This is a genomic window from uncultured Clostridium sp. (genome assembly GCF_934754915.1).
In the GTDB taxonomy this organism is placed as follows: Bacteria; Bacillota; Clostridia; order Clostridiales; family Clostridiaceae; genus Clostridium.
Genome location: NZ_CAKVKB010000066.1, coordinates 1 through 19,375, shown reverse-complemented (window position 1 = coordinate 19,375; position 19,375 = coordinate 1). Strand labels below are relative to the sequence as shown.

Genomic DNA, 19,375 nt, shown 5'->3' with positions numbered 1-19,375 from the left:
TGCTGGCATGGCTCAACGGTAGAGCAGCTGACTTGTAATCAGCAGGTTGTAGGTTCGATTCCTATTGCCAGCTCCATGTTTGGAGGAATTCCCGAGTGGCCAAAGGGGGCAGACTGTAAATCTGTTGCGTTAGCTTCGATGGTTCGAATCCATCTTCCTCCACCAAAGTGCTAAGATATTAACTATCTTAGCACTTTTATTATGGACTTTAGTCTGTTGAGCGAATGCGAAACATAAAACCACCTGCTATGCGTAACACCAACAACTTAAGACCAGCTTTATGTATATTTAAATTTTTTAAATATACATATACATAAAAAATATAAAAATTGCTCAACTTTTTTAGTGAAAGAAAAATTATTTTTTCTTTCACTAAGTTAAATACTGTATTTAAAAACTTGATTTTAAATTATATCTATATTTATTAGCTAAATTTTTTATTCTTACATTTGAAGGCTTTTCAGGTCGAATTTCTGAGGTATACTTCAACATTTCTGAAATTAATTTCATATAATTGTTAAAACGTATTTTATCATCTAATATCATCATTATTCTAATTAACTTTTCTTTTAAAAGACCTATTGCATTATTTTCATTTACATTCTTATTGTTTTTATACTTTCTATTTTTCTTTATTTCTTTTGTATACAGTATTGATTTTAATTTAGAATTAGCAAAATGTAATATATCTTGCAGAATATTATAAACAAACATCTGTGAAAAAAATCCTGATAAATAAAATTAGGTAAAAATCCTGTGAATGATTCTATTTTAATTTTATTTTTTAATGTATTATAAGATATTTCGATTCCCCATCGCTTTCCATACAAAGAAATAATATCATTAGTAGCAAATTCTTCTTTTGATAAGTTTGTTAAAAGCACTTCATTTGTTTTATCACTAATTTTAACCTTAACCATTCTTAATGTAATGCTTTTTTTATATTTTATTCTAGAACAAAATTCTGGATATTTTGTTTTTAATTTATTTATTCTATTTTTAGTTAGTTCTATATCAACAATGTCATCATCATTACTAAGGGAAAACTGTTCTCGCTTATAATCAGTTTTTTTGATTCTAACAACAAACTTGATATTATTGTTTTCTAGAAAATCGAAAAATTCTATAGATGGATAGTTTCCTATCTAACATAATTATTATTTTTTCATAATTCACAATATACTTTAATTTCAAAATATTTTCCTTAGCCATTTCAATTTCACTTGTTTTATAAGGCTTAATTGAAATATCTATAAAAAAATCATTTTCTAAATCATGTATTCCGGAAGCAGTAGCTCTAGCAGTACTTTGTGTTTTTCCATTAACACCTTGTCCAAAATATTCCCTATTGAGTTTAGTATTTGGAATTTCAAAATCCGTACCATCAATTGCAAAAATTAGATATTCCTTGAATTTTTTCACTTCGTTTCGGCAACAATTATAAAAATTTGAAATATAATGATAATTTAAAATTTTAAAAACTTCTGGATTTAGTTTTCTTCTTTGTTTTAAATATGCTTCTTTTGTTATATTTACTTCATCAAGACCTTTTTGAAAGATAAGATATTTTCGCAATTCAAAATCAGTATTTAATCCTTGCTTATTTAAAGAACATAACAAAATATCAGATAATGGCATAATTCTTTTTCGTTGAAAAATATTTGGGTTGTTTCCTCGGCTAATATTTTTTATCTCTTCAGAAAAAATTAATTTATATGAAGCATCTAATCTTTTTATAAAAGTATCAACCATAGTCATATACCTCCTTAAATCATTTTAAATTGGAATATGTATTATTGATACTTTTATTATAAACTATTTCTTAAGTTGTTGGTGTTACGTTTTACGGGTGGTTCTGACTATTATAAGGAAATTATATTAATCAAGAATATGAAGATGATTTTTAAAGAGAGTTAAAATATATATTTTAAAAATTAGGATTGTATATTCTAAAAATTTTAAAAATATTATAAAGAATAAGAATATTAATAAGATTTATCTAAGAAATACATTTTCAGGATATATTTTTGAGATAGTTTAAAAAATTTGATGTTGACATAAAAAAATGTATATGATACTATAATCATGAAAATTATATATTGTTACTCTTATCAAGAGAGGTGGAGGGATAGGGCCCTGTGAAACCCGGCAACCTGTATATTCAAGGTGCCAATTCCTGTAGAAATAATTCTACAAGATAAGAAAAGGATTTTTAAAGTTATACTCTTCTTATCGAAGAGTTTTTTATTTGTCTTAAATTTCTATAAAAATTATAATTTTAAGTTTTTTTCTGACGATACAATCTAAGTTATTTGCTATTTCATATTTTGAAAAGTATATTTTAAATAAAATTTTCAAATATTTGTGTGCGCAGTAGCAAAAAGCAAAGCAAAATAATTTGATAAAGAGTACATCGAGTGAGGGGAGAAACAAAATGAGAAGATTATTTACTTCAGAATCAGTTACAGAAGGTCATCCAGATAAAATGTGTGACCAAATTTCAGATGGAGTATTAGATGCCATTTTAGCAAAAGATCCAAATGCAAGAGTTGCATGTGAAACATGTACTACTACAGGTATGGTAATGGTTATGGGAGAAATCTCAACTAGCTGTTATGTTGATATACCAAAAGTAGTTAGAGAAACTATAAGAGAAATAGGATATGATAGAGCAAAATATGGTTTCGATTGTGATACATGTGCTGTTATGACAACAATAGATGAACAATCAGCAGATATTGCTCAAGGTGTAGATGAAGCACTTGAATCAAGACAAGGGGAAAAAGATGATGTTGAAGCTGTAGGTGCTGGAGATCAAGGTATGATGTTTGGATTTGCAACTAATGAAACAGATGCATATATGCCATTACCAATATACATGGCTCATAAATTATCAAGAAGACTTGCAGAAGTAAGAAAAAATAATACATTATCTTATTTAAGACCAGATGGTAAAACTCAAGTTACAGTTGAATATGAAGATGAAAAACCTGTAAGAATAGATACAATCGTTATATCAACTCAGCATGATGAAAATGTAACTTTAGAACAAATAGAAAAAGATTTAAAGGAACATGTAATAAAAGCTGTAGTTCCATCAGAATTATTAGATGACAAAACTAGATATTTCATAAACCCAACAGGAAGATTCGTTGTTGGAGGTCCTCAAGGAGATTCAGGATTAACAGGAAGAAAAATAATTGTTGACACATATGGTGGATATGGAAGACATGGAGGAGGAGCTTTTTCAGGAAAAGATCCAACAAAGGTTGATAGATCAGCTGCATATGCTGCAAGATGGGTAGCTAAAAACTTAGTTGCTGCAGGTGTTGCAGATAAATTAGAAATTCAATTAGCTTATGCAATTGGAGTTGCTAAACCAGTTTCTATAACTGTTGATACTTTTGGAACAGGAAAATTAAGTGATGATAAAATTGTTGAAATAGTAGAAAAAGTATTTGATTTAAGACCAGGTGCAATAATAAGAGATCTTGATTTAAGAAGACCAATTTACAAGCAGACAGCTGCTTATGGTCATTTTGGAAGAACTGATCTTAATTTACCATGGGAACAATTGAATAAGGTGGAAGAAATAAAAAAATATTTATAGTATATATTGAATTTTAACTGGATTCCAAAGATTATGATACAAAAGTGTTATTTTGAATTATTCAAAGTAACACTTTTTGTTTGTGATATAATAAAATAAATTTATGAATTACAAGAAGAAAGATTACAAATATTAATTGTAATTAATATTCAAGTAAAAGATATGGAGAGATTCTATGGAAATCCTTAACGGTTTTGTTGAAAATATTGTTTTTAGAAGTGAAGATACAGGATATGTTGTATGTAAGATAAGATGTGATAATAAAATTATAAGTGCTGTTGGAACTATTCCGTTTATAAAAGAAGGACAGAATGTAAAGATAAGTGGTTATTGGACTACACATAAGCAATTCGGAAATCAATTTAATATTCAGGAGTATGAAGAAATAATGCCGGATTCTCTGGATGGAATAGAAAAGTACTTGAGTGCAGGAATTATTCATGGTATAGGACCTGTAACAGCTAAAAAAATAATTGCAAAATTTGGAGAAGAAACTCTTGATATAATGGAAAATCATATTGAAAGATTAATGGAGATAGAAGGAATAGGAGAAAAGAAATTTCAGATTATTTATGAATCATATATTGAACAGCAAGGGTTAAAGGATATAATTTTGTACTTTCACAAACATGGAGTTACAAATAATCAATGCATAAAGATTTATAAAAAATTTGGACCAAATGCTAAACAAATTGTTACAAATAATCCTTATATATTATGTGAAGAAATATCAGGAATAGGTTTTAAAACAGCAGATAGAATTGCTATGAGCATAGGTATAGAAAAAGATTCGGATTTTAGAATACAGAGTGGAATAAAATATGTAATGAATCAGTATTGTGCAGCAGGAAACACATACATGCCTAAGAAAAACATAGTTGATGAATGTGAAAAAAATTTACTTGTATCGAAAGAATTAATAGAAAAAAATATTTATGATATGGCAGCAGCTCAAAAGATAATATTAGAAAATGTAAATAATGAAGAAGGTGGATTTTTACTTCAATACTATTATTGTGAACTAGGTGTTACAAGTAAGATTATAACTTTGGGACTTCAAGATATTCCAACTATAAATTCTGATATAAACTTTGAAATTGATGTGTTTGAAAGAGAGCAGCAGATTAAGTTTGCAGATTCTCAGAGAGAAGCTATTATAGGTGCATTTAATAATGGTATAGAAATAATTACAGGAGGACCTGGAACAGGTAAGACAACTATAATAAAAGCAATAATACATATTTATGAGAATAATGGAATGAAAGTTATATTAGGAGCACCAACAGGAAGAGCTGCTAAAAGAATGACAGAATCTACAGGACGCGAAGCAAAAACTATACACAGACTTTTAGAAATGGGAGTTTCAGATGATGATGAATCTGTTTTTGAAAAGGGAGAATCTTCACCTTTAGATTGTGACGTAATAATTATAGATGAAGCTTCAATGATAGATATTATGCTTATGCAGAGCCTTTTAAAGGCAGTTAAATTAGGAACAAGACTTATAATAGTGGGAGATGTTGATCAACTTCCATCAGTAGGAGCTGGTAATGTCTTAAGAGATTTGATAGAAAGTGAATACATTAAGGTTGTAAGATTAAAAGAAATATTCAGACAGGGAAATGAGAGTCTCATTGTAGTGAATGCCCATAGGATTAATGAAGGAAAAATGCCAGTATTGAATCAGAAGGATAAAGATTTTTTCTTTATCAATGGAGAAAATCAAGATAAAATAGTTGAAACTATAAAAGATCTTATCAATAGAAGACTTCCTAATTTTAATAAATCGTGGGATAAGTTGAGAGATATGCAGATTCTAACACCTATGAGAAAAGGAACGCTTGGAGTTATAAATTTAAATAACAGCCTGCAGGAAATGTTTAATCCACCGAGAAAAGATAAAAAAGAAAAAACATCAAGAGACATTGTTTTTAGGGAAGGCGATAAAGTCATGCAGACTAAAAATAATTATAATCTAAAATGGTTCAGAGTATCTGGCGTTGGAGAAAATGAAGGGATTGGAGTATTTAATGGAGATTTGGGTTTTATACAAAGCATTGATGATGAAAAGAAAGTTATGACAATAATTTTTGATGATGAGAGAAAGGTGTTATATGATTTTAACTTTTTAGATGAATTAGATCTAGCATATGCATGTACAATACATAAAAGTCAAGGGAGTGAATTTAAGGTCGTTATAATACCAATATTTATGGGATCACCATTTTTAATGAATAGAAATCTTTTATATACAGGAATTACAAGGGCAAAACAACTTGTTGTCGTTGTTGGATTTCAGAAGGCATTAATGTATATGATAAATAACACAAATAGCATGGAAAGACACTCTGCATTAAAATATAGGATAAAAGATATAATATCAAAAGATGAAATCGAAGGTGGGTTTGAATATGAACTAGATGAGGAATTTCAAAAAGGTCTGGAAGAATTTGAGAAAGAGAATAGATAACAAGAAAGGGGAAAATACATGAGAGGAATAGGTAAAGTAAAAAATGAAGACTTAAAATATGCAGTAAATAAAATAGATTACTGGTATAAGAAACATATGAAATTTTTGACTATAATTACGGTGCCTTTTAATACAGCATGTATATTTTCAGATATTATAAATAAATTAGCACAGAAAAATGAAAAAATATTATATGTCTGGGGAAAAGAAAGAGAAAATAGGGAACTGATAAATTCAATAAGAGAATTTAATTCTAATATAACATATTCCTATTCCAAGTATGATTCGGATTCAGACTTGACATTTATATATTATAAGAACTTAGAAAATATAGAAAAACAATATGATCTTGTTATTGTTGATGATATAACTTCATTTTCTGAAATAGAAAATGAAAGTCTATTTAGGCTTATTAAAAAATATGAGAATTTAGGAAGAAGAATAATAATTTATTCAATAGAAAAGCTTCCAATAATAGGGGAGAAAGTTTATTTTTCTGCATATAATTATGAACAGCCTTTTGTAGAGCCTAGAATTATGACTACAAGAATAGATTTAAAAAAAGATATTCCATATTCACTATATGATTATTTAAAGTGGTTTAAAGAAAGCAATCATAAGGTTGCTGTACTTGTTCCTAATGAAGAGGCTGTTAGAGAAATATATGACTATTTTGAACATAAGCTTAAACTTGCTGGTGTGAAAATAATGAAAGTTATTGAGAAAAATGAAGTAAAGAAAGTTGAACGTGTATTAAAATATAAAGATAAGTCAATATTTATAATAACCAATCAAAGTGAGGAGTTATTAGAAAACTGTTATATTGATGATACTGTTATAATTTTTTCAGATAATATAGTTTTTAATTATAAAAAGATTTTATATATTTGTGGAGCTATGAGGAATATGAAATATAATCTTCCAGAAGTTCTTTTAGTATCAAACACTGTATCAGATGAAATGGATAAAGCGAAAGATGCAGCAAGGCAGTTTAATAAAATGGTATGGGAAAAGAGTTTGAGACATTTATAAAAATATTTAATTTCATTTTCGAAGGGATTCTTGAAGTAATATATCCAAGAGAAAGTTATTGCATAATATGTGGAGAGGATTATTGCAATGGATTGTGTTTAAGGTGCAAAAATAGTATTAATAAGATTGACTATAATACGGGACATAAAATTAATAGTTATGGATATTATGGAGGTATACTAAAAGAGTTAATTTTAAAATTTAAATATCACAACGATTTTACTGCAGGTGATATTCTTGCAGATTTTTTATCAGAATACATTGAAAACAATTTTATATATGATGATTTTGTAATAACATATATTCCTATGTCAAAGAAGGCTAAAAAGAAGCGAGGCTTTAATCAATGCAAGTATCTTTGCAAAAGAATAAGCATGAATTTAAACATTGAGTATAAAGAAGTACTAATTAAAAATAAAGAAAACAAAGAACAAAAAAGACTCAAGTATAATGAAAGATATGATAATGTAAAAGGTGTATTTAAAATTAAAGATAATATAAGTATAAAAAAGTTAATAGTTATAGATGATGTTACAACAAGTGGAGCAACTATGGATGAAGCATGGAAAATTTTAAAAAAATATGGTGCTTCTGAAATAAAACTGTTGACCTTAGCAAAAAGTCAGATATAATATTAATGTAAAGCTAGGTTTGTGGTTGAAAGTCGATGCTAGTCGCAGGCAAAACGATCCACGTAATTTAGACAAAATGTCTAAGGAGCATGGTGCGGTATAGAAGTAAGTCCTGCCAGTTAATAGCTGAGAGGGTTAGTAGTGAGGAATTAATTTTTAGTAGCAAAAGCTCCAGCAGGCGAGTGTGGGGGCAAAAACCAGGTCAACTAGCTTTACTTTTTTTATACATTAAATATTCAGAATTTACAGAAAATTATCTTGTTTAACAAGTCAAAAAGTGTTAAAATAAACTTAACATAAAAAACCAAAACTTAATATTAAATAACTTTTTCGCGTAGAGAGGGGCTGGCAATAATGAAAGTGACAGTTATAGCAAAAAATATTGAACTAACACAAGCTTTAAAGGATATCGTTCAAAAGAAGATAAGTAAATTGGAAAAGTATTTTGATGTAGAAGTTGATGCGAAAGCTACACTTAGTGTTCAAAAGAATATACAAAAAATAGAAGTGACTATTCCTTTTAATGGAGTAATACTAAGATGTGAAGAGTCAACTGATGATATGTACAAGTCTATTGATTTGGTTGAAGATAAATTAGAAAGACAAATTAGAAAACAAAAAACTAAACTATCTAGAAAGCATAATGGATCAGTTAGGTTTGCAGCAATTGAAGAAAGTGCTGCTGGACAGGAAGAAGAAGGTAGTTTAGTAAAAGTAAAGAAATTTGGGGTTAAGCCTATGAATTCAGAAGAAGCAATTCTTCAAATGGATTTATTAGGACATAATTTCTTTGTATATCAGGATGCAGAAAGCAGCAAAGTAAATGTTGTTTATAAAAGAAAAGATGGAAATTATGGGTTATTAGAACCTGAATTAGTATAGATTAATATATTGAATTAAATTTAACTGATGGTATTAAAAATAGTACCATCAGTTTTTTATTTCGTTGTAATGTATATGGTGGATTTAATAAATTTATTATGTACATTATTAAGGTATATAATAGTTAGAAATAATGATAATATTAGAAATTATAAAATAAATAAGAAAAAATAATTAAATTTGTCACAGTATAGACATAATTAATATATATACTAAATAAAGTAAGTAATAAATTTTACATATATGAAATTACATTACTATTTGTGTTATGAGAAAAATACTTAGTTTTATTGAAAGTTACACAGTGAAAATGGTATAATTTAAGAATGTTTGATAATAAAAAGAAATTTCAATGAAAATATATGTAAATTGAAAGGATGAAATTATGGGATTATTAAATGCCTTATTTGGGACATATAGTGAAAGAGAAGTTAAAAGACTTAAGCCTACAATTGAAAAAATAAATTCTTTAGATGAAGATATGCAAAAGCTTTCTGATGAAGAACTAAAGGCTAAAACAGAAGAATTTAGAGAAAGATTAAAAAATGGAGAAACATTAGATGATATTTTACCTGAAGCATTTGCAGTTGTAAGAGAAGCTTCTTCAAGAGTTTTAGGAATGAAACATTATGATGAACAGTTGATGGGTGGTATGGTTTTACATCAAGGAAGAATATCAGAAATGAAAACTGGTGAAGGTAAAACTTTAGTTGCTACATTACCGGCATATTTAAATGGATTAAGTGAAAATGGTGTTCATATAGTAACAGTTAATGACTATCTTGCTAAGAGAGATGCTGAGCAGATGGGAGAATTATATGGCTTCTTAGGATTAACAACAGGTGTTATTATTCATGATTTAAATAATGATCAAAGAAGAGAAGCTTATGCATGTGACATAACTTATGGAACAAACAATGAATTCGGATTTGATTACTTAAGAGATAATATGGTTGTTTATAAAGAAGAAAGAGTTCAAAGACCATTAAATTTTGCAATCGTAGATGAAGTTGATTCAATTCTTATTGATGAAGCAAGAACTCCGCTTATAATATCTGGTCAGGGAGATAAATCTACTGAATTCTATAAAGTAGCAGATTATTTTGCTAAAAAGCTTGTTGCAGAGAAGGATTTTACAAAGGATGAAAAAGCTAATGCTATTCTTTTAACTGATGAAGGTATTAAAAAAGCAGAAGCTACATTTAAGGTAGAAAATTATGCAGATGCTGAAAACTTAGAATTGCAGCATTATGTTACTCAAGCTTTAAAAGCTAACTTTGCCATGAAGAAAGATAAAGATTATATGGTTAAAGATGGAGAAGTAATAATAGTTGATGAATTTACAGGAAGACTTATGGAAGGAAGAAGATATTCTGATGGTCTTCATCAAGCAATAGAAGCTAAAGAAGGTGTTAAGATTGCAAGAGAATCTAAAACTTTAGCTACTATTACATTCCAAAATTATTTTAGAATGTATAAAAAGTTATCAGGTATGACTGGTACAGCATTAACTGAAGAAGGTGAATTTAGAGAAATTTATGGCTTAGATGTTATTGTTATACCAACACATAGACCAATAGCAAGAATAGATAACCCAGATTTAGTATTCAGTACTGAAAAAGGTAAATTCGAAGCTGTTGCAGCAGAAGTTGCTAAAGCTCATGAAAAAGGTCAGCCGGTATTGGTTGGTACAGTAAGTATTGAAAAATCAGAACTTGTTTCAAGTTTACTAAAGAAAAAAGGAATTCCTCATCAGGTTTTAAATGCTAAGTTCCATGAAAAAGAAGCTGAAATAATCAGCCATGCTGGAGAAAAGGGTATGGTAACTATAGCTACAAATATGGCTGGTAGAGGTACAGATATTAAACTTGGAGAAGGAGTACTTGAATTAGGTGGTTTAAAAATAATTGGTACTGAAAGACATGAATCAAGAAGAATAGATAATCAGTTAAGAGGACGTTCAGGTAGACAGGGAGATCCAGGTGAATCTACATTCTTCATATCATTGGAAGATGATTTGATGAGAATTTTTGGTTCAGAGAAGATTCAAGGAGTAGTTGAAAAGCTAGGACTTAAAGAAGATGAAGCTATTGAAAGTAAAATGGTTTCTAAAGCAATTGAAAATGCACAAAAGAAAGTTGAAGGTAATAACTTTGATATAAGAAAGACATTATTAGGATATGATAATGTAATGAATATTCAAAGAGAAGTAATATATAAACAGAGAGCAGAAGTTCTTGAGGGTGAAGATGTAAAAGATGAAATCTTATCAATGGTAAGAGAAATATTAGAAAAAGCTGTAAATACTCATATTACAGGAGAAAGTGATAATTATAGAGAAGAATTTTTACATCTAATGGTTTATTTACAAGACATATGTATTCCACCAAACAGTGTTAATCTTCCAAGTCTTGAAAACATGTCAAATGATGAAATTGTTGATAGTTTATATAAGACAGCAACAGATTTTTATGAGAAGAAAGAAGAAGAATTTACTCCAGAAAGATTAAGAGAAATTGAAAGAGTTGTTCTTTTAAAAGCTGTTGATACTAAATGGATGAATCATATTGATAATATGGATCATTTAAAACAGGGTATAGGATTACAAGCATTTAAACAGATTGATCCAGTTGAAGCATATTCAATGGAAGGTAGTGAAATGTTTGATAATATGATTAATGAAATCAAAGAACAAACTGTAAGGCTATTATTCCATGTTAAAATTGAAAAAGCACCAGAGAGAGCTAGAGTTGCTCAAGAAACAGCTGCTATTCATGAAGAAGGCCCAGGAGCTGTTTCATCACAACCACAAGGACCAAATGCAGGCCCAAGAAGATTGCAGACAATGAGAAGATCTAATATAAGACCAGGTCAACAAAACATTACATCAATAGAAGCAGGTAAAGGAGGACCAGCAGCATTCTTTAAAGATGCTGGTGTAGGACCATCAGGAGAGAAGGATGATGCAAATCAAGGTGAAAAATGGACTCATCCATCACAAATGCCTATTAAAAATGAAGAAAAACCTGGAAGAAATGACTTGTGTCCATGTGGAAGTGGAAAGAAGTATAAAAACTGCTGTGGAAGAGAAGTTTAAGGTTATTAAAAATTAATAATTGAAAAATAAGAAATCCCAAAAGGATTTCTTATTTTTTATGATATAATATTTCTTAAAGACTATGAAAGAGGTGATATGGATGAATATTGAATTGGAAAAAGAATTATCTAAACTACCTAATTTAAAAAAATCTATAAATGAAATGGGGGCTTCACTTTGACCGTGCTGGTTTAGAAAAAGAACTGCAAGAATTACAATTTAAAATGCAGGAACCAGGCTTTTGGGATGATACTAAAAAAGCAGAAGAAGTGACAAAGAAAAGCAAACTTATAAAAGATAAAATTGAAAATTATGATAAATTAAGAAGTCAATTTGATGATATAGAAGTATTAAAAGATATTATGGAAGAAGACGATCAGGAATCCGCAGATGAAATAATTGAAACAATAAAATTAATAGAAGCTGAAATAGATGATTATAATATGAAAATTTTATTGTCAGGTGAATATGATCAAAATAATGCAATAGTTACACTTCATGTAGGTGTTGGTGGGACTGATGCAAATGATTGGACCGAAATGCTTTTGAGAATGTATACAAGATGGTGTGAAAGTAAGGGATATTCCATTGAAACTATTGATCTTATAGCAGGCGATGAAGCTGGTATTAAAAGTGTTACATTAAAAGTAACAGGAGAATATGCATATGGATACCTTAAGGCAGAGAAGGGAATTCATAGATTAGTGAGAATTTCACCATATAATGCAAATGGAAAAAGGCAAACTTCATTTGCATCTATGGAAGTTATTCCTGAATTAACAAAGGATCAGGATATAGATATAAGACCAGATGATTTAAAAATTGATACTTATAGAGCAAGTGGAGCAGGTGGTCAGCATATAAATAAAACTGAATCAGCAATAAGAATTACGCATATTCCAACAGGCATAGTTGTTCAATGCCAGAATGAAAGAAGTCAGCTTTCTAATAAAGAGACTGCAATGGAAATGTTAAAATCAAAGCTAGCTGAATTGAAAGAAAGAGCACATAAAGAAAAAATAGAAGATCTTACAGGTGAACTTAAGGATATGGGATGGGGAAGCCAGATAAGATCATATGTATTTCATCCATATAGCATGGTTAAAGATCACAGAACAAATGTTGAGACTTCAAATGTAAATGGAGTAATGGATGGAGATATTGATATTTTTATCAATGCATTTTTAAAACAATCAAATTAAACAGTATTTGAATAAAGACAACTATTATAGTTAATAAAATAAAGTATGTATATGAAAAACATCCATTATACATACTTTATTTATTTAAGATTAAAGCGGCTTATAGAACATATCAATCATACAAGAAATAGAAGATAGTATAATACATACATATAGAGCTATATTTAAATCAGAATTTATTATAAAAAGTATTCCACCAGCAATAAGAGAAAGAATTATAATCGTACTCATAAATTTAAAAAAGCTTGATTTGTTTGTTATTAATGTTATTGCAGATGAGAATATAATAAGAATTATTGCAGAAAAGTAGAATATATTTCTTAAAATATCTGAGAAATTCATTATTTGAAATTCATTAAGAGCAAGTACAAGAAAAATAAATAATAATATAAATGAACATATTTTATTTATATTTTTAATCATAAATTCACCATCCTTCAAATTAAATGGAAATATTTTACATAATAATTATACAGACATATTTACAGATAATCAAATGATAAATGATAATGATTTTATATATTTTTGTGTAAAGTGAACTTTTTGATATATTAAATGATTATTTTAGTATTGGAGGATTGAAAGTATGATAAAATATATGTAGTCAATATTTGAGAGGTGTTTTATTAATGAATATTTTAATTGCCGAGGACGAAAAAGATATAAGAAATCTTATTTCATTACATATAAAAAAGGAAAATCATGAAGTTTTTGAAGCTTGTGATGGACAAGAAGCTTTAGAGATTTTTGAAAGAGAAAAAATAGATTTAATATTAGTAGATATAATGATGCCTAAAGTAAATGGGATAACTGTAATACAAAAAGTAAGGGAAACATCTACAATACCTATAATATGTATAACAGCTATGGGAAGTGATTCAGATAAGGTGCTGGCATTAGGAATAGGAGCTGATGATTATTTAGTAAAGCCTATAAGTCCAATAGAATTATCTGCAAGGGTATCTTCACATTTAAGAAGATGCTACAGATATACTGAAAATAAAGAAGAATCATATGCTACAGGAGATTTGAAAATATATTCTGATACGTTCGAGGTATATAAAGGAGATAAAAAAATAGAATTAAATCCTAAAGAATTCAAAATATTAAAATTATTAGTATCAAATGCTGGGAGAGTATTTACTAAAAAACAAATATATGAGCAGGTATGGGGAGATGTGTATATTGGTGATTCAAATAATATTATGGTGCATCTAAGCCATATAAGAGAAAAAATAGAAGATGATCCTAAAAATTCTGTTTATATAAAAACTATTAGAGGAATAGGTTATAAAGTTGAAAGGTATAAATCTGATGAAGCATAATAAACATGCAAGAAGTGTAACTTTAGAAATGTTTTTTGTGTATTTTTTGGGATATATAGCTATTTCGTTAATATTATTAATTGTGATAAGTCTATCATTTAAGTTTTATGAACTGGCTTGTAGCAGGCGTACATACAATAGACAGTATTTTGAAAATTTAGAAAGAAAAATAGAATTAGATTATTCAACTATTACAGATGATGATTTAAAAGAAATAGACGGATTCCTTATAAAAATAAATAATGATGGAGTTGTTGAATATTCTTCAGGAAATTTTGATACTGTAAAATTTAATAATTTCAAATTAGAAGATTATATGAGTATGGTTGGATTTAATGAAGAAAATAAATTTAAAGTGAATCATCCTGATATTTTATCAAAAAATATTTTTAAAAATTTTAATAATGTACTTGTTACGTTAAATAATGGAGATAAATATTCTATATATACGCAATATAGAAGCAAGGATAAATTTCTTATTTTAATTGGTTGTCCATATTCAGAAATTACAAAACCTAATAAGGTTACTCAGATAATTCCATATAATTATGTAATAAAGTTGTTGGCATTTGGCAATGTCATGGTGATTTTTGGAATGGTATATATTTTAGCACAGAAAACTTCAAAAGAATTTATAACACCAATAAAAACTCTTCTTTCTGGTGTTACTGAAATATCTAATGGAAATTACGATGTCAGGATTAAATGTGAAAAAATTAATGAATTTTTAGAATTAAGTAATGGATTTAATAATATGGCACAAACTATTCAAAATGAACAATATGAAAATAGAAAGTTAGAAAAAATGCGTGAAGATTTAATTTTAGATATATCACATGATTTAAAAAATCCTCTTGCTTCAACATTAGGTTATAGTGAAACTTTAATAAATTCAGATAATTTATCAAAAGAACAAATCAGAGAATATTTAACAATAATAAATAGAAATTCATATAGGGCTAATAAATTAATTAACGATTTATTTGAGTTCTCTTTATATGATAATGTAGATTATGAATTTAATTTGGTAAAAAAAGATATATGTGAGGTTTTAAGACAGATTATAGCTAATTTTATTCCTGAATTTGATCATAAAAATTTTATATATGATTTTGATATTTTTGATGAAAGTTATTATGTATTAATGGATGAGGAAAAATTTTATAGAGCTATTAATAATATCCTTGATAATAAGGTAAAGTATAATAAATCAGGTAATAAAATTTTTATAAAAACAGAGACAGATGATATTAATTTTTATATTAAATTTTGTGATAATGGAGAGAGAATTCCTGAGGAATTTAAAGATAGTATATTTAATCCGTTTGTAAGAGTAGATAAATCTAGAAATTCCAAAACTGGTGGTACTGGTCTTGGTTTATCTATAACAAAAAAAATACTAAATAAACATAATGGAGATATAAGGATATTGGACAGTGATGAAGGTACTAATTTTGAAGTATATCTGCCTTTGATGAAAAATGAGCAATAATTGCTATTTTATAGTTATTTGTTATTGATAGAATTTATAACATTTAAGATATTTTTAATATTAGAACAATTAATAATTAATTGAGGTCAGATATAATTTTATATATAGAAGATGAAGCTTAATAATAATATTAATTTTATCAAGTATGATAAAGGAGGTAAAATATTGGACTTTAATGAGAAATTAAATCAAATAAAAATTAAAGATATTATTATTATTTATTTAATTAGTACATTTATTGTGAGCATAATAATATTTGGAATTATAAAAATTAATCATAAACAATCCGGAAATTTTATTGTAAATATAGTAAGCATGATTTTGCAATTGCTAATACTATTAATGTTAATATTTAAAATCAGACCGTCGAAAGATAATTTGATATTATTGTATGAAGATTTTAAGAATAAGTTAAATATAAAAGAAATTGCCAATGTTACAATTGTGAAAATATGTATAGCATTAGGTGGAAGCAAATTGATAATAAGTCTTATGTATTATCTTGATCCATCAATGATAAACAACTTTCTTTATGAATCAGGGAATATGATAAATTCAGTGAAAAGCTATTTGGTAAATGTTTTATTACTATTAATTATATCTCCAATTACAGAGGAAATAATTTTTAGAAGTGTAATTTTGAATAGAATTATAATCAGGTTTAATTTGTGCACAGGAATAATAGTATCATCAATAGTTTTTGCTTCATTTTATGCAGGAAGCGGAATTGCAGGAGCTTTAGCTTTAGGAGTAATAAATAGCATATTATATATTAAATATAAAAACATACTTATAAATATTTTGGTAAATGTGTTAAATAATTTAATAATATTGATTTCTGTATTACCATTAGTAAATAAAAATGTTGAAGATTTGATAGTAACAAGAAATGAAATTATTATTAATATTTTTGTTGGCAGCTTTTTATGTGCAGCAGGTGTTTTTATGTTAATAAAATTTATTAATAAAAATATTATAATGTTGAGTAAATATGACAAATATATAAAAGCATCTAGAGACTGTAAGAAAATATAATAACATATTCTTGATATAATTACTGATTTAAGTCTATAATAGTATATAAGGTTATTTATTGCCATTACTTCAAAAGTAATGGCAATATTATTATATCTATAAATAGTAAGCATTTATCTAATAAGAGGATGTTTTTTATATCAACAGAAGTGAATTAATGTAAGAAAAAATAGATAAACCTTATTATATTAAAAGTTAAGAAAAGGTAGGAGAAGAATATGAATTCTATAGAAAATAGGTTGGCTTCAGAGTTAGGAATAAAACTTGATCAAGTTAAAAATGTAATAGGACTTTTAGATGATGGAAATACAGTTCCATTTATATCAAGATATAGAAAAGAAGCTACAGGAGGACTTTCAGATGAAGTACTTAGAAAATTATCTGAAAGACTTATTTATTTAAGAAATTTAGAAGAAAGAAAAGCAGATGTAAAAAGACTTATAGATGAACAAGATAAATTGACAGAGGAAATTGAAAAAGCTTTAGAAAAAGCTGAAACACTTACAGAAGTAGAAGATATATATAGACCTTATAAGCCTAAAAAGAGAACAAGAGCTACAATTGCTATAGCAAAGGGGTTAAATCCATTGGCTGAACTTATTAGAGAAGGTAATTTTAAAGGTGATATTAATGAAGAAGCAGAAAAATATATAAATCAAGAAAAGGGAGTAGAATCAAGTGAAGATGCAATATCAGGGGCATTAGATATTATTGCTGAAAATATTTCTGACGAAGCAAAATATAGGAAATATATAAGGGATTTGATATTTAAAGAAGGAAAGATAGAATCAAAAGGAAGCAGTGAAGAACCAACACCTTATGAGATGTATTATGAATATTCAGAGGATATATTTAAAATTCCTCCACATAGAATTCTGGCTATAAATAGAGGAGAAAAAGAAAAAATATTAACTGTAAAAATTACTGCAAATGAAGAAAAAATAATAAGCTATTTGGAAAAAAATATATTAAAGGGAAATGATGTATTTGATGATAAATTGAGAATAGCAATAAGAGACTCTTATAAGAGATTAATATTTCCATCAATAGAGAGAGAAATAAGAAATGAATTGACTGATAAAGGTGAAGAAGGAGCAATAAAAATATTTAAAGAAAATTTAAAGGCACTTCTTCTACAAGCACCTATAAAGGGAAAAGTTGTTATGGGATTTGATCCAGGGTTTAGAACTGGATGTAAAGTTGCAATATTAGATGCTACAGGAAAATTTTTAGACAATACAGCTGTTTATCCTACATTACCTAAAAAAGATATAGAAGGAACTAAGAAAACTTTAAAAGCACTTATATCAAAATATGATGTTGACGTTATTTCACTTGGAAATGGTACTGCATCAAGAGAGTCAGAAGAAGTTATTGCTGAGATGATAAGTGAAATAAAGAAAGAAACAGGAAAAGAACTTTCTTATGTGATAGTTTCAGAAGCTGGTGCATCGGTATATTCAGCATCAGAACTTGGAACAAAGGAATATCCAGATCTTGATGTTACCGTAAGAGGAGCAATATCAATAGGTAGAAGACTTCAAGATCCTCTTGCAGAACTTGTAAAGATAGATCCTAAAGCAATTGGAGTAGGCCAGTATCAACATGATGTAACACCTAAAAAATTAGAGGAATCTTTAGCTGGAGTAGTTGAAGATTCTGTTAATACTGTTGGTGTTGATTTAAATATTGCAACGCCATCATTATTAACACATATATCTGGAATAAATGCAGCAATAGCAAAAAATATAGTTGATTATAGAGATGAAGTTGGTGGATTTACATCAAGAAAAGAACTTCTTAAAGTAAAAAGACTGGGACAGAAAGCATATGAACAATGTGCTGGTTTCTTAAAGGTTGCTGAAAGTAAAGAACCTCTTGATAATACATCTGTCCATCCAGAATCTTATGAAGCAGCTAGAAAACTTATAGAGGTACTGGGATATGATAAGGAAGATCTTAAAAATAAAAATTTAAATGATATTGATAAAAGAGCAGAGTTAAAAGGAATTCATAAATTAAGTGAAGAGGTTGGAGTTGGAGAGCTTACATTAAAAGATATTGTTAAGGAACTTAAGAAACCAGGAAGAGATCCAAGAGAGGAAATGCCAAAGCCAATTCTTAAAACCGGAATAATTGAGATGAAAGATTTAAAACCAGGTATGGTATTATCAGGAACTGTAAGGAATGTATCTGATTTTGGTGCATTTGTGGATATTGGTGTTCATCAGGATGGGCTTGTTCATAAAAGCCAGATGGCAGATAGATTTGTAAAGCATCCATTAGATATAGTGAAAGTTGGAGATATAGTTAAAGTGGCTATTCTTGAAGTTGATGAAAAGAGAAAGAGAATTTCATTAACAATGAAAAATATAAAGGAAGATATGGAAGCTTAAAATACTAAAAGAAAAGGACTGGTTATTATAAAATGGATCAAGCAGATAGTTTTTATAACGGAAAATATCTGTTTGGTCCTATATTAATCTGTACAAATAATTATTAAGCAGAAAAAATGAAATATTTGTAAGCGTCAAAAAATCCACGACTACAAAACATATAAAGCTTCCTGTTAAAATGAAAATAAATTCATTTTAACGG

At 27.8% G+C, this 19,375-nt stretch carries 15 protein-coding genes, 2 tRNA genes and 1 riboswitch; of the genes, 13 read left to right on the top strand and 4 right to left on the bottom strand.

Annotated elements, in window-relative coordinates:
- Position 1: 1 nt before the first annotated feature.
- Positions 2 to 76: transfer RNA gene (locus tag Q0F58_RS11095), tRNA-Thr, on the top strand.
- 5 nt (positions 77 to 81) lie between these two features.
- Positions 82 to 165: transfer RNA gene (locus tag Q0F58_RS11090), tRNA-Tyr, on the top strand.
- Positions 166 to 390: 225 nt separating this feature from the next.
- On the opposite strand, the gene Q0F58_RS11085 is transcribed toward Q0F58_RS11090, so the two are convergent.
- The 3 genes from Q0F58_RS11085 to Q0F58_RS11080 are packed head-to-tail and all read right to left on the bottom strand — an operon-like array spanning position 391 to position 1,752.
- Positions 391 to 714, bottom strand: a complete 324-nt coding sequence (locus tag Q0F58_RS11085; protein ID WP_294376364.1) for a transposase — start codon at positions 712 to 714, stop codon at positions 391 to 393.
- Entirely contained in the window at positions 660 to 1,076 is a 417-nt protein-coding gene (locus Q0F58_RS19640; RefSeq protein ID WP_367118174.1) for a transposase, read from the bottom strand. Before Q0F58_RS19640 ends, Q0F58_RS11085 begins: the two co-directional genes overlap by 55 nt.
- A gap of 19 nt (positions 1,077 to 1,095) precedes the next feature.
- Positions 1,096 to 1,752: a hypothetical protein gene (locus tag Q0F58_RS11080; RefSeq protein ID WP_294376361.1), complete on the bottom strand. Its 657-nt coding sequence runs from the start codon at positions 1,750 to 1,752 to the stop codon at positions 1,096 to 1,098.
- 353 nt (positions 1,753 to 2,105) lie between these two features.
- Positions 2,106 to 2,204: riboswitch (SAM riboswitch) on the top strand.
- A gap of 230 nt (positions 2,205 to 2,434) precedes the next feature.
- Between Q0F58_RS11080 and metK the strand changes: the two genes are divergently transcribed.
- From metK to prfB, 7 genes are all read left to right on the top strand, one after another.
- The gene (gene metK / locus Q0F58_RS11075; protein ID WP_294376359.1) at positions 2,435 to 3,610 is read left to right on the top strand and encodes a methionine adenosyltransferase; all 1,176 of its coding nucleotides are present in this window, start codon (positions 2,435 to 2,437) and stop codon (positions 3,608 to 3,610) included.
- Positions 3,611 to 3,785: 175 nt separating this feature from the next.
- Positions 3,786 to 6,080 carry an ATP-dependent RecD-like DNA helicase gene (locus Q0F58_RS11070; RefSeq protein WP_294376357.1) on the top strand — a complete coding sequence of 765 codons (2,295 nt, stop codon included), beginning with the start codon at positions 3,786 to 3,788 and terminating at the stop codon, positions 6,078 to 6,080.
- Positions 6,081 to 6,098: 18 nt separating this feature from the next.
- A complete protein-coding gene (locus Q0F58_RS11065) occupies positions 6,099 to 7,112 on the top strand; it encodes a hypothetical protein (RefSeq protein ID WP_294376355.1) in 1,014 nt (337 codons plus the stop codon).
- Positions 7,085 to 7,744 (top strand): ComF family protein, encoded by a 660-nt coding sequence (locus Q0F58_RS11060; protein ID WP_294376350.1) that lies wholly within the window; start codon positions 7,085 to 7,087, stop codon positions 7,742 to 7,744. Before Q0F58_RS11065 ends, Q0F58_RS11060 begins: the two co-directional genes overlap by 28 nt.
- A 354-nt stretch (positions 7,745 to 8,098) precedes the next feature.
- Positions 8,099 to 8,626, top strand: coding sequence for a ribosome hibernation-promoting factor, HPF/YfiA family (gene raiA, locus Q0F58_RS11055; protein ID WP_294376345.1), 528 nt, complete (start codon positions 8,099 to 8,101; stop codon positions 8,624 to 8,626).
- Positions 8,627 to 9,011: 385 nt separating this feature from the next.
- Positions 9,012 to 11,723, top strand: a complete 2,712-nt coding sequence (gene secA / locus Q0F58_RS11050; RefSeq protein WP_294376343.1) for a preprotein translocase subunit SecA — start codon at positions 9,012 to 9,014, stop codon at positions 11,721 to 11,723.
- Positions 11,724 to 11,823: 100 nt separating this feature from the next.
- Positions 11,824 to 12,925, top strand: a protein-coding gene (gene prfB / locus Q0F58_RS11045) for a peptide chain release factor 2 (protein WP_367118173.1) whose coding sequence is annotated in 2 segments (ribosomal slippage) — positions 11,824 to 11,901 and positions 11,903 to 12,925 — 1,101 coding nt in all. Because the reading frame shifts where the segments join, the coding sequence is not laid out codon by codon here.
- Positions 12,926 to 13,015: 90 nt separating this feature from the next.
- Here the strand turns inward: prfB and Q0F58_RS11040 are convergent.
- Positions 13,016 to 13,348, bottom strand: a complete 333-nt coding sequence (locus tag Q0F58_RS11040) for a hypothetical protein (RefSeq protein WP_294376338.1) — start codon at positions 13,346 to 13,348, stop codon at positions 13,016 to 13,018.
- A 206-nt stretch (positions 13,349 to 13,554) separates the two neighbouring features.
- Between Q0F58_RS11040 and Q0F58_RS11035 the strand changes: the two genes are divergently transcribed.
- From Q0F58_RS11035 to Q0F58_RS11020, 4 genes are all read left to right on the top strand, one after another.
- Positions 13,555 to 14,250, top strand: a complete 696-nt coding sequence (locus Q0F58_RS11035; RefSeq protein ID WP_294376337.1) for a response regulator transcription factor — start codon at positions 13,555 to 13,557, stop codon at positions 14,248 to 14,250.
- On the top strand, positions 14,240 to 15,742 hold the full coding sequence (locus Q0F58_RS11030; RefSeq protein WP_294376335.1) for a HAMP domain-containing sensor histidine kinase: 1,503 nt from the start codon (positions 14,240 to 14,242) through the stop codon (positions 15,740 to 15,742). The genes Q0F58_RS11035 and Q0F58_RS11030 overlap by 11 nt, the downstream gene beginning before the upstream one ends.
- A gap of 165 nt (positions 15,743 to 15,907) precedes the next feature.
- Entirely contained in the window at positions 15,908 to 16,777 is an 870-nt protein-coding gene (locus Q0F58_RS11025; RefSeq protein WP_294376333.1) for a CPBP family intramembrane glutamic endopeptidase, read from the top strand.
- Positions 16,778 to 16,995: 218 nt separating this feature from the next.
- Positions 16,996 to 19,173: a Tex family protein gene (locus Q0F58_RS11020; protein ID WP_294376331.1), complete on the top strand. Its 2,178-nt coding sequence runs from the start codon at positions 16,996 to 16,998 to the stop codon at positions 19,171 to 19,173.
- The last annotated feature ends 202 nt before the right edge of the window (positions 19,174 to 19,375 follow it).

What these genes read in the sequence shown, in the direction of transcription:
- Q0F58_RS11085 (WP_294376364.1), bottom strand. Translation starts at nt 714, where the DNA reads ATGTTTGTTTATAATATTCTGCAAGATATATTACATTTTGCTAATTCT.
- Q0F58_RS11080 (WP_294376361.1), bottom strand. Translation starts at nt 1,752, where the DNA reads ATGGTTGATACTTTTATAAAAAGATTAGATGCTTCATATAAATTAATT.
- metK (WP_294376359.1), top strand. Translation starts at nt 2,435, where the DNA reads ATGAGAAGATTATTTACTTCAGAATCAGTTACAGAAGGTCATCCAGAT.
- Q0F58_RS11070 (WP_294376357.1), top strand. Translation starts at nt 3,786, where the DNA reads ATGGAAATCCTTAACGGTTTTGTTGAAAATATTGTTTTTAGAAGTGAA.
- Q0F58_RS11065 (WP_294376355.1), top strand. Translation starts at nt 6,099, where the DNA reads ATGAGAGGAATAGGTAAAGTAAAAAATGAAGACTTAAAATATGCAGTA.
- Q0F58_RS11060 (WP_294376350.1), top strand. Translation starts at nt 7,085, where the DNA reads ATGGGAAAAGAGTTTGAGACATTTATAAAAATATTTAATTTCATTTTC.
- raiA (WP_294376345.1), top strand. Translation starts at nt 8,099, where the DNA reads ATGAAAGTGACAGTTATAGCAAAAAATATTGAACTAACACAAGCTTTA.
- secA (WP_294376343.1), top strand. Translation starts at nt 9,012, where the DNA reads ATGGGATTATTAAATGCCTTATTTGGGACATATAGTGAAAGAGAAGTT.
- Q0F58_RS11040 (WP_294376338.1), bottom strand. Translation starts at nt 13,348, where the DNA reads ATGATTAAAAATATAAATAAAATATGTTCATTTATATTATTATTTATT.
- Q0F58_RS11035 (WP_294376337.1), top strand. Translation starts at nt 13,555, where the DNA reads ATGAATATTTTAATTGCCGAGGACGAAAAAGATATAAGAAATCTTATT.
- Q0F58_RS11030 (WP_294376335.1), top strand. Translation starts at nt 14,240, where the DNA reads ATGAAGCATAATAAACATGCAAGAAGTGTAACTTTAGAAATGTTTTTT.
- Q0F58_RS11020 (WP_294376331.1), top strand. Translation starts at nt 16,996, where the DNA reads ATGAATTCTATAGAAAATAGGTTGGCTTCAGAGTTAGGAATAAAACTT.